This is a genomic window from Ruminococcus sp. D54t1_190329_F1 (assembly GCF_015551645.1).
Taxonomy (GTDB): Bacteria; Bacillota; Clostridia; order Lachnospirales; family Lachnospiraceae; genus Blautia_A; species Blautia_A faecis.
Genome location: NZ_JADNDC010000008.1, coordinates 63,252 through 78,552 on the forward strand (window position 1 = coordinate 63,252; position 15,301 = coordinate 78,552).

The 15,301-nt window shown below is 42.3% G+C and carries 15 protein-coding genes; 13 read left to right on the top strand and 2 right to left on the bottom strand.

Annotation, left to right across the window (positions count from 1 at the left end; genetic code table 11):
* Positions 1-72: 72 nt before the first annotated feature.
* From argJ to I2D69_RS05245, 3 genes are all read left to right on the top strand, one after another.
* Entirely contained in the window at positions 73-1,296 is a 1,224-nt protein-coding gene (gene argJ / locus I2D69_RS05235; protein WP_173769617.1) for a bifunctional glutamate N-acetyltransferase/amino-acid acetyltransferase ArgJ, read from the top strand.
* A gap of 109 nt (positions 1,297-1,405) precedes the next feature.
* The gene (argB, locus tag I2D69_RS05240) at positions 1,406-2,302 is read left to right on the top strand and encodes an acetylglutamate kinase (protein ID WP_173769618.1); all 897 of its coding nucleotides are present in this window, start codon (positions 1,406-1,408) and stop codon (positions 2,300-2,302) included.
* A complete protein-coding gene (locus I2D69_RS05245) occupies positions 2,289-3,479 on the top strand; it encodes an aspartate aminotransferase family protein (protein WP_173769619.1) in 1,191 nt (396 codons plus the stop codon). The genes argB and I2D69_RS05245 overlap by 14 nt, the downstream gene beginning before the upstream one ends.
* A 279-nt stretch (positions 3,480-3,758) precedes the next feature.
* Here the strand turns inward: I2D69_RS05245 and I2D69_RS05250 are convergent, their stop codons facing one another.
* Positions 3,759-4,088 carry a DUF1292 domain-containing protein gene (locus I2D69_RS05250; RefSeq protein WP_173718892.1) on the bottom strand — a complete coding sequence of 110 codons (330 nt, stop codon included), beginning with the start codon at positions 4,086-4,088 and terminating at the stop codon, positions 3,759-3,761.
* A 340-nt stretch (positions 4,089-4,428) separates the two neighbouring features.
* Between I2D69_RS05250 and I2D69_RS05255 the strand changes: the two genes are divergently transcribed.
* The 9 genes from I2D69_RS05255 (at position 4,429) to holA (ending at position 13,679) form a co-directional block, all read left to right on the top strand.
* Positions 4,429-4,644, top strand: a complete 216-nt coding sequence (locus I2D69_RS05255; RefSeq protein WP_118579737.1) for a helix-turn-helix transcriptional regulator — start codon at positions 4,429-4,431, stop codon at positions 4,642-4,644.
* Positions 4,637-5,440 carry a DUF3169 family protein gene (locus I2D69_RS05260; protein ID WP_173718893.1) on the top strand — a complete coding sequence of 268 codons (804 nt, stop codon included), beginning with the start codon at positions 4,637-4,639 and terminating at the stop codon, positions 5,438-5,440. The genes I2D69_RS05255 and I2D69_RS05260 overlap by 8 nt, the downstream gene beginning before the upstream one ends.
* A 162-nt stretch (positions 5,441-5,602) precedes the next feature.
* Positions 5,603-6,037 carry a DMT family transporter gene (locus tag I2D69_RS05265; protein WP_173769620.1) on the top strand — a complete coding sequence of 145 codons (435 nt, stop codon included), beginning with the start codon at positions 5,603-5,605 and terminating at the stop codon, positions 6,035-6,037.
* A 126-nt stretch (positions 6,038-6,163) separates the two neighbouring features.
* On the top strand, positions 6,164-7,000 hold the full coding sequence (locus tag I2D69_RS05270; RefSeq protein WP_226837378.1) for a helix-hairpin-helix domain-containing protein: 837 nt from the start codon (positions 6,164-6,166) through the stop codon (positions 6,998-7,000).
* Positions 7,001-7,013: 13 nt separating this feature from the next.
* Positions 7,014-7,703, top strand: coding sequence for a response regulator transcription factor (locus tag I2D69_RS05275; protein ID WP_173734913.1), 690 nt, complete (start codon positions 7,014-7,016; stop codon positions 7,701-7,703).
* 3 nt (positions 7,704-7,706) lie between these two features.
* Positions 7,707-9,134 carry a HAMP domain-containing sensor histidine kinase gene (locus I2D69_RS05280; RefSeq protein WP_148461740.1) on the top strand — a complete coding sequence of 476 codons (1,428 nt, stop codon included), beginning with the start codon at positions 7,707-7,709 and terminating at the stop codon, positions 9,132-9,134.
* A 10-nt stretch (positions 9,135-9,144) separates the two neighbouring features.
* The gene (locus I2D69_RS05285) at positions 9,145-10,083 is read left to right on the top strand and encodes a GerMN domain-containing protein (protein WP_173716154.1); all 939 of its coding nucleotides are present in this window, start codon (positions 9,145-9,147) and stop codon (positions 10,081-10,083) included.
* A gap of 61 nt (positions 10,084-10,144) precedes the next feature.
* Entirely contained in the window at positions 10,145-12,523 is a 2,379-nt protein-coding gene (locus I2D69_RS05290) for a ComEC/Rec2 family competence protein (RefSeq protein ID WP_173769621.1), read from the top strand.
* 169 nt (positions 12,524-12,692) lie between these two features.
* Positions 12,693-13,679 carry a DNA polymerase III subunit delta gene (holA, locus tag I2D69_RS05295; RefSeq protein ID WP_148461738.1) on the top strand — a complete coding sequence of 329 codons (987 nt, stop codon included), beginning with the start codon at positions 12,693-12,695 and terminating at the stop codon, positions 13,677-13,679.
* 144 nt (positions 13,680-13,823) lie between these two features.
* On the opposite strand, the gene rpsT is transcribed toward holA, so the two are convergent.
* A complete protein-coding gene (gene rpsT / locus I2D69_RS05300; protein WP_330382769.1) occupies positions 13,824-14,087 on the bottom strand; it encodes a 30S ribosomal protein S20 in 264 nt (87 codons plus the stop codon).
* A gap of 296 nt (positions 14,088-14,383) precedes the next feature.
* Here rpsT and gpr point away from each other — a divergent pair, with 296 nt between their 5' ends.
* Positions 14,384-15,295, top strand: a complete 912-nt coding sequence (gene gpr / locus I2D69_RS05305) for a GPR endopeptidase (RefSeq protein WP_118579888.1) — start codon at positions 14,384-14,386, stop codon at positions 15,293-15,295.
* Positions 15,296-15,301 lie beyond the last annotated feature (6 nt).

Sequence of the window (15,301 nt, forward strand, 5' to 3'; positions counted from 1 at the left end):
TGGTTTCAGGACTGAGTTACATCAAAAAATAAACATATAATTTGCCTGATCGGGCAAAGGAGGAGTATCAATATGGAAATAATTACAGGTGGTGTTACCGCAGCAAAGGGGTTTAAAGCAGCAGCGGCAGCAGCAGAAATTAAATACAAAGGCCGTACAGATATGGCCATGGTTTACAGTGAAGTTCCATGTGTTGCGGCTGGTACTTTTACAACAAATGTGGTGAAGGCAGCTCCGGTAAAATGGGATCAGAATGTGATCTATAATCACCCATCTGCACAGGCTGTGATCTGCAACAGCGGTATTGCAAATGCATGTACCGGAGCAGAAGGATATGGCTATTGTAAGGCGACTGCTGATGCAGCGTCTGAGATACTTGGAATCCCGGCAGATAGCGTGCTGGTTGCATCTACAGGCGTGATTGGAATGCAGATTCCGATTGACAGAATTGTAAATGGTGTAAAGGCTATGGCTCCGAAGCTTGACGGTTCTTTAGAGGCCGGAACAGAGGCAGCCAAGGCTATTATGACTACAGATACCGTAAAAAAAGAGGTTGCTGTACAGATCGAAATTGGTGGAAAAACAGTAACAGTTGGCGGTATGTGCAAGGGATCCGGAATGATCCATCCTAATATGTGTACCATGCTTGGATTTGTCACAACAGATGCTGCAATTTCCAAAGAAATGCTTCAAAAAGCACTAAGTGCTAATATTAAAGATACTTTTAATATGGTTTCTGTAGATGGTGATACTTCCACAAATGACACTGTTCTTCTCCTTGCAAATGGCATGGCAGGCAATTTTGAGATCACAGAAGAGGGTGCTGATTTTGATAAATTTATGGAGGCTTTGAATTATATTAATACCTGTTTGTCAAAGAAAATTGCAGGTGACGGAGAGGGCGCGACTGCACTTTTTGAAGTGAAAATTGTGGGCGCTAAGACAAAAGAAGATGCAGTTACGCTTAGCAAATCCGTAGTAACTTCTTCTCTTACAAAGGCTGCAATTTATGGCCACGATGCAAACTGGGGAAGGATTTTGTGTGCTATGGGATATTCAGGAGTGCAGTTTGATCCGGAAAAAGTTGACCTTTATTTTGAGAGCCGTGCGGGAAAATTAAAGATTATTGAGAACGGTGTTTCAACAGGATATGATGAAGCAGAAGCAACCAGAATCCTGTCTGAGGACGAGGTGACGGCTATTGCAGATGTGAAGATGGGTGACGCGAAAGCAACTGCATGGGGCTGTGATCTTACTTATGATTATGTGAAAATTAATGCAGATTATCGTTCTTGATATTAAAGCCTGAGAGTGTGTAAATTAGATGCCAGAGGAAGACTGAAAGGCATGCAGTTGTAGGACTTTTGTAACATAAAGATATAGGAAAGAAAGGTTAAGAGAAAAAATGGTAAATCAGAAATATCTTGATAAGGCAGAGGTACTGATTGAGGCGCTTCCTTACATACAGCGTTTTAACCGTAAAATTGTTGTAATAAAGTATGGCGGAAGTGCTATGCTGGATGAAAAATTGAAGGCGAATGTAATTAAGGATGCAGTTCTCCTGAAACTGGTTGGATTTAAGCCAATTATCGTACACGGTGGCGGCAAGGAAATCAGCAAATGGGTTGGAAAAGTAGGTATGGAGGCTAAGTTTATCAATGGTCTTCGGGTAACAGATTCCCAGACAATGGAAATAGCAGAAATGGTCCTTGCCAAAGTAAACAAAGAACTTGTTTCCTATGTGGAATCTCTTGGCGTACAGGCTGTTGGTATCAGTGGAAAAGACGGTGGATTGCTGAAATGTAAGAAGAAATATTCCAATGGAGAGGATATTGGATTTGTAGGGGATATTACAGAAGTAAACCCGAAAATCCTTTATGACCTGTTAGAAAAGGATTTTCTTCCGATTGTTTTTCCAATCGGATTTGATGATAATTATGACAGCTATAACATCAATGCAGATGATGCAGCCTGCGCAATTGCAGAGGCTGTACATGCCGAGAAGCTTGCATTTCTTTCTGACATTGAGGGCGTTTATAAAGATAAAGATGATCCGTCATCCCTGATTTCGGAGCTTCATATTCAGGATGCCAGAAAGCTGATCGAGGATGGATATGTTGGCGGCGGAATGATTCCGAAGCTGAATAACTGCATTGAAGCAATTGAGCATGGTGTTAACCGGGTTCATATTCTTGATGGAAGAATTCCTCATAGTTTACTGTTGGAAATCTTTACAAACAAGGGTATCGGAACTGCTATTTTAAGAGAGGATGGAGAGAAATATTACCATGAACATGAATAATCAGATGGAAGAAGCGGAGTCCAGTATTCTTCATACATATAATCGTTTTCCAGTTGTTTTTGAACGTGGAGAGGGTGTGCATCTTTTTGATTCTGAAGGCTCCAAATATCTGGATTTCGCAGCAGGAATTGCTGTAAATTCGCTTGGATATCATTATCCTGGATATGATGAAGCGCTGAAAGAACAGATTAATAAGCTGACTCATATTTCCAATTTGTATTACAATGAGCCGATTATTGAAGCTGGTGCAAAGCTGGTAAATGCAAGCCGCATGGATAAGGCTTTCTTTACAAACAGCGGTACAGAAGCAATTGAGGGTGCATTAAAAGCTGCGAAAAAGTACGCTTATGAGCGTGACGGACATGCAAATCATGAGATCATTGCTATGAATCATTCTTTCCATGGAAGATCTATCGGAGCACTTTCTGTCACTGGAAATGCCCATTATCGTGAGCCTTTTGAGCCTCTCATGGGTGGTGTGAAATTTGCTGATTTCAATGATCTTGAGAGTGTAAAGGCCCAGATTACAGATAAAACATGTGCAATTATTATGGAGACTGTACAGGGAGAAGGCGGTATTTATCCAGCGGAAAGAGAGTTTCTGGAGGGTGTTCGCACACTGTGTAATGAGAAAGATATTCTCCTTATTCTGGATGAAATTCAGTGCGGAATGGGACGTTCCGGATATTATTTTGCATGGCAGGCATATGGTGTACAGCCGGATATTATGACCTGTGCAAAAGCGCTTGGATGCGGTGTTCCTGTAGGTGCATTTGTACTGAGTAAGAAGGTTGCACAGGCTTCCCTGAAGCCGGGAGATCATGGTACAACCTACGGAGGAAATCCGTTTGTATGTGCTGCTGTAAGCAAGGTTTTTGATATTTATGAGAAGGATATGATTCTTACTCACGTACAGGAATTAACTCCATATCTTGAGAAAAAACTGGATGAACTTGTGGAAAAACATGAGTGTGCTGCAGTAAGAAGAGGTATGGGATTCATGCAGGGAATCGTCATTGCGGGACGACCTGTAGGAGAGATTGTTAAGAAGGCTCTGGAGAAGAAACTGCTGGTTATTTCTGCAGGAAGCGACGTGCTTCGTATTGTGCCTCCGCTTGTGATTACCAAGGCGGATATCGATGAAATGGCGGAGATTTTGGATGAATGCCTGGCGTAAATCAGGACTGGAGTTTTTGTGAAAAAACAGGTGAAAATTAAAAAAGATTCGCTAAAAAAGCAGCGTAGGTTGAGTTTAAGCCATAAATGAGAATAAAACGACAGAAAAAAAGGTACTTTGAAATGGTTTTCAGGTACCTTTTTTCTATCGCTCAAGATTCTGTTTTAAAAAATTATTCCGGAAATCTCCCATAAATCCTGACATACATCTTGTCAAAAGTTGGGGGATGGAACTTTTTACACTGTATGGAGTACAGCTGCTTAAAAGCTTTTTGTAAATTTACTCTTCTGAGAAGTCGAATTCGTCTTTAAATTTCTCTTTGAAAATGTCAAAAACAGCGGTGAGAATGTCATCGTCATCAACGAAAACATAGCTCTCGTTTTCTTCATTTCCGTCGTCCTCAACCTGAAGAATCAGTACTTCTTCATCTTCGTTCTCGTCCTCACCTTCCACGTCCTCTACAGGTGGGAGAAGAACTGCGTAACGCTTTCCTTCATATTCAACAAGGTCCAGGAACTCAAAATCCATGTCTTCGCCGTTTTCGTCTGTGAGAGTGATGATCTCGATTTCCTCTTCTGCTGGGGTACCAATGTTCTTTTCGTTTGCCATTGTGATTCTCCTTTCAAGTTGACATGCCAGCCCGGCTGTCATATTTGTTGAAAATATTATATCAATTGTGAGAGCTGTTGAATAGATGGAAAATATAGAAAATTTCGAAAATGTTTTTGCATAATGTCAGAAGAAAGACTGGAAAAGCGGTTTTCAGTAGAGATGTAACAGGATTGCAAGGTTGTTTTGGGAAAATATAAAAAACATGTTGACAAATAAAGTTGTCAATGATACTATTCAAATACAGGAAATGACAAACAAACTTGTCATAATGACAATGAAATAAGTCATTTCAGAAAAAATAATTGAATACACTACGAATGAGAAAGGAGCCTTTGAAATGGCGCTGGAGAATCGATTGAAGGAATATCGTGCCAGGCTTGGAATCAATCAGGCGGACATGGGGAAACTGGCTGGTGTGTCCAGACAGACGATCAGCCTGATTGAGAGGGGAGACTATTCACCTTCAGTGACGCTGGCTTTGAAGCTGGCGAAGATCTGTCAGGTGACAGTGGAAGATATTTTTACTTATACGGAGGATGGAGAAGATGAATAAGGGAAAATCTAAGAAGAAAATGAATTCCTATTTAAAAATGGTACTGATTATGCTGGCTGGTGGTGTTGTTGGAGGAATTTTTGGTTTTGTTACATCATACAGCGGGGAGAATTCTATAGCAGTTATTGGGCATGGGATGAATGCATTTCTTTTGGCTGTACGTGATCATACAGTGCTGTTGGAATGTATCTGCGGTGCAATCTGTATTATGATCTGTGAGATCCATTTTGGAAAGATGAAGAGAATGGGAAGCCAGATACAGGATGCAGAGGATGAAGAATATCATGAATTGCAATATCATATTGAAGTGTCCTCCAGCTGGGGGATGATCGCAAGTACAGTGGGAACTGTTCTTATGATGCTGATCATTTCACCAGGATATTCTATGAAATATATTGAGAGCCAGAGTGACGGTGAGACCGGGAGGTTCTTAGCAGGACTAGTTGTGTTTATGGGAATGGTTGTATATTTTGGTATGTGGCAGGTTCGTTATGTAAAGATGGTCCAAAGAATTTATCCTGAGAAGAAAGGCGATCCTGCTTCTATGAAATTCCAGGAGCAGTGGCTTGCAAGCTGTGACGAAGCAGAGAAGGAAGAAATCTACGAAGCAAGTTATAAGACTTACCTGTTGACTGGAAAGGTACTTCCTTTTTGCACATTGGTAGCCATGCTGCTTCATATGGTATGGAATACGGGCGTTCTTGCTATTATCATTCCTGCTTTTCTCTGGATCTTATCGGCGTTTAATTTCTGCCGGTGCTGTGTTACGAAAAAAAGCGAAAAACTTGCGAAGTGAATGAATCTTTGAAAAATACATATAATACTATTATGGAGGTGCCTGCTGCAAGTGCACCTCCTTTTCTTCCCGGGAAAGGGAGTATCCTTTTGGAGGCTGTCAGAACATCGATTGGATTAGAGAAAGAATCTGGAAGTATAGGATAGTTTATGGAGGTATTGTATGTGGGGATTTCTTGTAGCGTTGATATCTGGTGCATTGATGAGTATTCAGGGCGTTTTTAACACAGAGATGACTAAGCAGACCAGCTTGTGGGTATCCACCGGCTGGGTACAGTTTTCTGCGTTTTTGGTCTGTGTGTTGGCGTGGATTTTTACCGGGAGGGATAGTATTGGCGCGTTGTGGCAGGTGGAGAATAAATATACTTTACTTGGCGGTATTATCGGAGCATTTATTACCATAACTGTCATTCAAAGCATGGGAAGTTTAGGTCCTGCAAAGGCTGCTATGCTGATTGTAATTTCCCAGCTTGCAGTTGCCTATGTAATTGAATTATTTGGTCTGTTTGGTGTAGAAAAAGTGGATTTTCAATGGCGGAAACTGATCGGTATGGCTGTGGCTATTGTAGGAATTGTCATATTTAAATGGGAGAAATAAGGTAAATAGATAAAAGACTGATAAAATTTAGAAATGGTATTGTAAAAAATGTAAAGTTTCGTTAAAATAGATTAGGTAAAGCATGAGTGGAGGGGAACCTGCGCATAAAGCGAAAGGGGAACCTGCATGGGAAGAAAAATGAAATACAGATGTGGAATCTGGACAGTTTTGTTCTTTCTCTGGACGGCGTCTGCAATGACAGGCTGCGCACGTCGGGAAGAGGTTTTTCTGGAAGAGTTGGATTCAGATGAAGAGAACTCGAATAGAAAAGCCGGAGAAGAGAGCACTGCGTATGAGAGTAACGTGGCGGCAGGGGAAAATCCCGAAAAACAGTCTGCTGTTTCAGATGCTGGATCAGAGGGAAATACAGAAAATTCAGCTTTGGATTCGCCACCAGAAACGCCAATTCCACAGAAAATATTCGTTGATGTATGTGGAGCCGTTGTAAATCCAGGCGTTTATGAGCTGGATGAAGGAGCGCGTATTTTCCAGGCTGTTGATGCAGCTGGAGGATATTTGCCAGAGGCAGCCATAAATTATCTGAACAGAGCCAGAAGCATTGGAGATGGGCAGCAGATTTATGTGCCTACTGAGAAAGAAGTGTCTGAGGAGCTGGAACTCGCTATGGCGAAAGTGCCAGAGGCATTGAACGATGGTGACAAGTCTGGAAGTTCAGGATTGGAAGAAATTCAAGGCAGCTCAGTGGAAAATCCATCGGGAACTGTTGAAAGAGATACAGGAAGTTTCGGAGATGGCGCAGGCGATGATCCGCGAATTAATCTGAATACTGCAGATGCCGGGCAGCTTTCCACATTAAGCGGAATCGGGCAGTCAAAGGCAGAAGCCATTATTGCATACAGAGAGGAGCATGGAGACTTTGCTTCTATAGAAGAGATTATGAATGTAGAAGGTATCAAGGAAGGTACCTTTTCAAAGATAAAAGACAAGATATCAACTGGATAAGGGAGATTCTTAAATGAGCAGGAAAGTTTTGGTAGTAGATGATGAGAAACTGATAGTAAAGGGTATCCGTTTCAGTCTGGAACAGGATGGAATGGATGTGGATTGTGCCTACGATGGAGAAGAAGCCCTGGAGATGGCCAAAGAGAAGAAATATGACATTATTCTCCTGGATCTTATGCTTCCCAAGATGGATGGCTTTGAAGTATGCCAGCAGATCAGGGAATTTTCAAATGTTCCTATTGTAATGCTTACAGCGAAAGGTGAGGATATGGATAAGATCCTCGGTCTTGAGTATGGCGCGGACGACTATATCACCAAACCATTTAATATTCTTGAAGTAAAGGCAAGAATCAAGGCCATTATGCGCCGTGCAGGCAGCAATCAGGAAGAAAAAGACAAGGCGAAGACAATAGAGGCTGGTGACCTGAAGATGGATTGTGAGAGCCGTCGCGTGTTTATTTCTGGTAAGGAAATCAATCTGACTGCCAAAGAATTTGATGTGCTGGAACTTCTGGTGTTTAATCCCAATAAAGTGTACAGCCGTGAGAACCTGCTGAATATTGTATGGGGATATGAATATCCTGGTGATGTTCGTACAGTGGATGTACATATCCGTCGTTTACGTGAAAAAATTGAGGCGAATCCCAGTGAGCCCAAATATGTACACACCAAATGGGGTGTGGGATATTATTTCCAGGCATAAGCCATGCCAGAGAAAAAGAAACCAAGCTTTTTAAAAAGTCTGCGTTTTCGTATTCTGATCATTCTGGTCATTCTGGGAATCGTACCAAGTGTCATTGTTGCTCATGTGATGGTGGCGGCCTATGAGAGCAAGGCTGTGGCTGTCCGTAAGCAGACTGTTGAGAAGCAGTGTGACATTCTGTGTAACCTGTTAATTAAAGAGAATTATATGAATGACTCCAGCTCGCAGGATGTAAACAGCAAGCTGGAGTTGTTGTCTAATGTGTATGACGGCAGAATTCTGTTAGTTGACAGGGATTACAGGATTATCAAGGATACCTATGGCGTAGATGAGGGAAAAACTTTGATCTCCACTATGGTGATCAAATGCTTCAAAGGTGAGGAAGCCAGCCGCTATAATAGTAAGACACAGAAGATTGAGATGGCTCTCCCTGTGAAAAGCCCGGAGGTGAAGCAGCTTCAGGGTGCTATGCTGATCAGCTTTTCCTCCAATGAAATTGCAGAGAATATTCTGGAGCTGGAACAGAAGAGTCTTCTGATCACAGGAATCATTATTGTGCTGGCGGTCCTTCTTGGATATGTGCTTTCTACGGTTCTTGTAAAGCCGTTTGCCAGAGTTACCAAGTCCATTGAGGATTTGACGGATGGATACCAGAATGAGGAGATTTCTGTCCCGGATTATACAGAGACAGCACTTATTACGGATGCGTTCAACAAAATGCTTTCCAGAATGAAGATTCTGGATGAGTCCAGAAATGAGTTTGTTTCCAATGTGTCCCATGAGCTGAAGACACCGCTTACCTCCATGAAGGTACTTGCCGATTCACTGGTGGGCCAGGAAGGGGTGCCGGAGGAGCTGTATCAGGAGTTTATGGGCGATATCACTGCAGAGATTGATCGGGAGAATAAGATCATCACAGACCTGCTTTCTCTTGTAAAAATGGATAAGAAAGCAGCTGATCTGAATGTGGAGCACCTGAATATCAATCAGCTTCTGGAGGATATCCTGAAGAGACTCCGTCCAATTGCAGATAAGAGGCACATTGATCTGATCCTGGACAGTTTCCGCCCTGTTGAAGCAGATGTGGATGAGGTAAAGTTTACTCTTGCCGTGAGCAATCTGGTTGAGAATGGTATTAAATACAATGTGGATGATGGCTGGGTTCGTGTAACCCTTGACGCTGACCATAAATATTTCTATGTGAAGGTTGCAGATTCCGGAATGGGCATTCCGGAGGAGTCCATCGGAAGAATTTTTGAACGTTTTTACCGTGTGGACAAATCCCATTCCAAAGAAATTGGCGGCACAGGTCTTGGACTTGCGATTACCAGAAGTGCTGTGACCATGCATCATGGAACTATTCAGGTGGCAAGTAAGGAAGGCGAGGGAACTACCTTTACTGTCCGCATTCCTTTATCATATATTCCGTAGGAGGTGCCAGATGAAGAAATTGTTGAGTACAGCGATGGCTCTGGTTCTGATCATTGGCCTTCTTACCGGATGCTCGGTGGAAAGCCAGGGAGAGAAGACTGAAAGTGTCAGCAATCAGTACTATCTATATTACTTGAACAAAGATGAAACGAAAGTAACAAAGACAAGATATTATCCGGAGCAGGAAAGTGCAGAATTTATGCTCCAGGATTTAATGGGAATCCTGAATGGACAGGAGAGCAGCGGAGAGAACCTGCCTTTGCTTCCAGCAGGAGTTCAGCTGGTGACTTACCGCTTAAATGAATCCCTTCTGGAATTGGAGTTTAATGCTGATTACAGTAATATTTCCCGAACCAGGGAGATTCTGGTGCGCGCAGGTGTGGCAAGAACTTTTCTTCAGATTCCAGGAATTACCGGCATAAAGATTTTTATAGGAAATCAGGAGCTTACCGATTCCAAGGGACAGGCTGTAGGCTTGCTTGACGGCAACACTTTTGTAGAAATGTGGGGCTCTGATAAAGATGCGTATCGGTATGATACTTTTACTCTGTATTTTACAGACAAGACAGGAGAGCATCTTGTGGCAGAACAGAGAAATGTATATTATAAGAGAATTCTGCCAAGAGAGAGAGTAATACTGGAACAGCTTGCCAAAGGACCGATGGTGAAAGGGCATTATCCAACAATTCCGCAGAATACGGATATTCTGGGAATAGAGGTGTCTGATAATGTGTGCTATGTGGATTTTAGTTCCGCTTTTTCAGATTCAGGAATTGATATCCCGGTGAACACCATGATCTATTCCGTGGTAAATTCTCTTCTGGATACGACATCTGCTGATAAAGTGCAGATTTCAATCGAAGGTGATACAGAGGCTAAGTTAAGTGATGGAACATCTTTGTACAGTCTTTTCAGTAAAAATACAGATCTGATCCTGAAAGAGAATTAGAGCGTGTTTGAAAAAATCAATCAATAACGCTTATAAAATGAAATACTAAAGGAGTTTATAAATGACGAAAAGACCGCTTTGCATGGTGTGTCTGGTCTTGATGCTCCTTATGTGTGTGGCCGACCGGGCAGGATTTCCACTGATCAGAGGAAATCCTGTTCCGGAAAATGTGGACTCCTGGATCCGGGAACATCCCAAGGTCACAATCTGCGGAGAAGTGACACAGACCACAGAAAATGAATTTTCACAATCTGTTTATCTTAGCAATACATATCTGATTTATCAACCAAAGAAGAATCAATCAAAGGAAAATCAACCGAAGAAAATATCTATTGAAAATGTAAAAGTATTTTTAAAGAAAAAAGAAGATGTTCCGGCAGGAACTGTTGTTTTGGTGTCTGGAAATCTGGAGAGAGTAGGTGAGATGCGAAATCCAGGAGAATTTGATGCCAGACAGTATTATGCCAGCCAGCATATTTTCTATTTTATGAAAAAGGCGGAATTGTTAAAAAAATCGGAAAATTATTCTGCTTATCGACAAGGTATGAATGATCTAAGGAAATATCTCAGTAAAGTTCTGAATGGAATTGGTGGAAAAGAAGCCGGGGTTTTTCAGGCAATTGTTCTCGGGGATAAAAGCAGTCTGGATGAGGAAGTAAAGCTTCGCTACCAGATGGCTGGTATTGTGCATGTTCTGGCAATTTCGGGGCTGCATATCAGTGTGATTGGGATGGGAATTTATAATCTTCTGATGAAGACTGGAATGGGAATCTGGCCGTCTGGGATAATTGCCCTGCTGATTTTGCTTCAATACGGCGTGATGACTGGTGGAAGTGTGTCTACTATGCGTGCAGTCTGTATGTTTTTGATATCTGTAGGGGCGAAAATAACCGGAAGGATTTATGATCTGCCAACGGCGCTGGCTGTTTCGGCTATGTTAATTCTTGGAGATTCAGGAGCATATTTATATAACAGTGGGTTCCTTTTGTCATTTAGCGCGGTAGCAGGAGCTGGCGTAGTGGTTCCTGCATTAACAAAGAGTATGGATTTATCCCGTATTGAAAAAGGGGAAAATGTGCGGAGAAAAAAGAGTGTATGGAAAAGACATGCTGGAAAAAAGTTTAAAAATATTTGCTGTATGATTTTAGGAAAACATACAGGGCAAATATATGAAAAATTTGCCGGAGGTTTTTGCAAAGCAAATCTGGCTTTAGGCGCATCTATAGGAATACAGCTGACCATGCTTCCTGTTTCCTTATATTTTTTCGGAGAAGTTTCACTGGTTGGAATTTTTTTAAATTTGCTGGTGCTTCCTACAGTAGGAGTTGTTCTGGGAAGCGGAGTTATTGGATTGCTTGCTGGGTGTGTAAGCTTTTCCGTTGGGCGTGTTGTGATTTTGCCTGGAAAGGTTCTTGCTGGAATTTATGAAGAGTTATGTAAACTATCTGGGAATCTGCCTTTTGGCATCTGGATCACAGGACAACCAAAGCTGTGGCAGGTGGCTGTATATTATATTTTGTTTGCAGGAGCAGTCTGGATACTTACACAGAAAGGGAAGAGGGAGAGAAAAATAATTGCTTTCGTAGTTGTATGCCTGGCCATGTCTATTCTTATATGGCGTGAGCCGGAACCATTTTCTGTCAGCTGTCTGGATGTGGGACAGGGCGACGGGCTTGTGCTGCGGACGCCGGAAGGGAATTGCTTTCTGGTGGATGGTGGAAGCACAAACAAATCAGGTGTGGGACAATATCAGGTTTTACCGTATCTGAAAAATCAGGGGATTTCTCAGATTGATGGAATTTTTATATCTCATACAGATCAGGATCATATCAGTGGTGTACAGGAAATATTGGAGATGGCTGTAAAAAAACTGAATTCAGTAAAATTGGGATGCTTGTATCTGCCTGAGTGGGAAAATCCTCCTGCTGCATGGGAAAAACTGAAACAGACAGCAAAAGCGGCCGGAATTCCAGTGAGAACCCTGAAGGAAGGAGACTGCCTGAATGCAGGTAAATTGCAATTGCAGATAATTGCTCCTGCTGTCAGCGCTTCTGGCGCAGACGTAAATGAAGATGGTATGGTGATTAAAGTAAAATATGAGGAATTTCTTGGCCTTTTGACAGGTGATATCGGGGAAGAAACGGAAAAGAAATTGCTGGAATTGGGAATGTTGGAAGATGTGGACTTTTTGAAGGTGGGACACCATGGCTCCCATTACTCTACCTGTCAACAGTTTCTTGATACAGTGCGCCCGGAATATGCTGTGATTTCCTGCTCTTCTACCAATACCTATGGCCACCCGTCACCGGAAATTACGAAACGCCTGGAAGAAACCGGGTGCCAGACCAGTTTTACTATGGAGAGCGGTGCTGTGAAAGTTTGCTGGGAGAAAGAGGGGATAAGGATTAAGAAATTTTTGGAAAAGGGAAATAGTATGTAGAGCGAAAAAGGCACTTTTATAAAGACACAATTTGTGGTATGGTTTAGTAGAATGTCGAGTACAGCTCTATCACCCTGGCTGAAAGAGTCTGGGGGGCTACTGGTCAGATCGTGAATAGTAACCTTTGGGGAATGTCCTGACCGACAAGAAGATGACAGGAGCGTATATTTTGAAGAATATCCAGGAAGATATAAAGACGGGCAATTTTAAACAGGCGTATTTGCTGTATGGTGAGGAAGCTTACCTGAAACAGCAGTATAAACATAAACTGGTGCAGGCGCTGAATCCAGAAGATGACACCATGAATTTTAATCATTATGAGGGTCGGAACATTGATGTGAAGGAACTGATCGACCTTTGTGAGACCATGCCTTTTTTTGCAGACCGTAGGGTGGTTTTGTTGGAAGATACCGGCTTTTTTAAGAATAAATGTGATGAACTGGCTGATTATATGAAAGAACTGCCAGACTATCTTTGCCTTATTTTTGTAGAAAATGAGGTGGATAAAAGAAACCGTATGTATAAAGCCGTAAAGGCAGCAGGTAGAATCGGAGAATTTGTGCAGCAGGATGAGAAAACGCTAATGCGCTGGGCTGCCGGGCTTCTGAAAAAAGAAGGCAAGATGATCACCCAGCGGGATATGGAACTCCTTCTTACCATGACTGGCGTGGACATGGGAAACCTGCGGATGGAACTGGAAAAGATAATTTCCTATACCGGTGACCGGGATGTGGTAACGGGAGAGGATATTCAGCAGGTTTGTACCACTCAGACCCAGAATAAGATTTTTGATATGGTCCGGGCAGTAACGGAGAAAAATCAGAAGAGAGCACTGGATCTGTATTATGATCTTCTCACGCTGAAGGAGCCCCCGATGAGAATCCTTTTTCTTTTGGCGAAACAGTTTCGCCAGTTGCTTCTGGTAAAAGAATATGCAGAAGAAGGAATCCCTCAGCCGGTGATGGCATCAAGACTGGGAGTGCCGTCTTTTGTGGTGAAAAATATTGCAGTCTGTGCAAGATCCTATAGAATCAGTGAACTTCGTCAGGCAGTGACGGATTTTGTGGATGCAGAGGAAGCTGTGAAGACAGGCAGATTGCAGGATGTGCTTAGTGTGGAATTACTGATCGTGAAGTATAGTTCAGCCAGAAGATGACGTTTTGGTGCAGGCTATGATGTTTGCAAAAATAGGCAGTGGGCTGAACAGGAATGCAAAAAAATACAGAAAAAAGGCAGTCGATGACGGTTCGACTGCCTTAATTTTCACTTATAAGCTTATAACTAAAAATTCAGATATCTATTAGCCAATGCTGTTAACGGCTTTGGATAAACGGGAAACTTTTCTTGCGCAGTTGTTTTTGTGATAAACACCTTTGGAAGTTGCTTTGCTGATTGTAGAGATAGCCTCTTTTAATGCAACCTCTGCTGCTGCCTTATCGTTGTTTGCTACTGCCGCGTCAACTTTTCTGATGGAAGTCTTAACAGCAGAACGGATGGATTTGTTTCTCGCAGCTTTTGTTCTGTTAACTAAAATTCTCTTTTTTGCAGATTTGATGTTAGCCAATTCGTACACCTCCAATTCGTGAATGATGATTAATTTTTTGCATCATAAGAACAGACACGGGCGTTCCTATGAACATGCTTATATAGTTTATAATAATTACCTTGGATTGTCAATACATATTTTTACAAAAATGCTTGACATACATATTTTTGCAAAAAAGTGGGGAGATTATATAAAAATCGAAAGGTGTGGCTGTGAAAGGTATGAATTGCAATGAGAAATACATTTTGCACATAGAAAACAGCAGGGCGGAGCCGGTGATATGGGAGAATTTGGGAAAGTATGGAGGAACTGATATGCTGGGAACTTATAAGATCAGAACCGATTTGGCGGTAGAGGCAAGAGAACGCTTTACAGAGGACAATGTAGAAGTGCGCGGGGTGGAGGTTCAGGAAGATTATAATGAGGAAAAAGACATTCGAACCACTGTGGTGAAAATAACCACGGAAAATGGTGCCAGGGCGATGGGGAGACCTCAGGGGACATATATTACAATTGAATCGGAAGGGCTTTCAGCGCCAGATGAGGACTATCACAGGGAAGTGTCTGAAGAACTTTCCAGACATTTACGCCAGCTGATCGGTCTGGAAAAGGAAAAGTCCGTGCTTATTGTTGGGCTTGGAAATCCGGGTATTACGGCGGATTCATTGGGACCGGAAGTAATTGGGAATCTTCATATGACACGCCATCTGATCCGCGAGTATGGACTGAAAAGTACAGAAAAGCAGATTCTTCATGCAATCAGCGGAATTGTTCCAGGAGTAATGGGGCAGACTGGAATGGAAACTTCGGAAATCGTGGAGGGCGTGGTGGAAATAACACGGCCAGATGTAGTGATCGCTGTGGATGCTCTTGCCGCAAGAAATACCAGGCGCCTTAATCGGACCATTCAAATCACGGATACAGGAATTACTCCGGGATCAGGGGTGGGAAACCACAGAAATGGTCTTACAGAAGAAAATCTGAATGTAAAAGTGATTGGGATCGGAGTGCCTACGGTGGTGGATGCGGCGACTATTGTTCATGATTCTATGGCTCATTTGCTTGAGACACTGGACGAGGCCGAACAGAAAGAATTTTTGGAAGAAATGATTTCCCCACATCTTCATGGAATGTTTGTGACGCCGAAAGATGTGGACGAGACCATAAAATATCTGAGTTTTACGATTTCAGAAGGATTAAATATGACTTTTGCAGAGATCTATTAGAGCGTG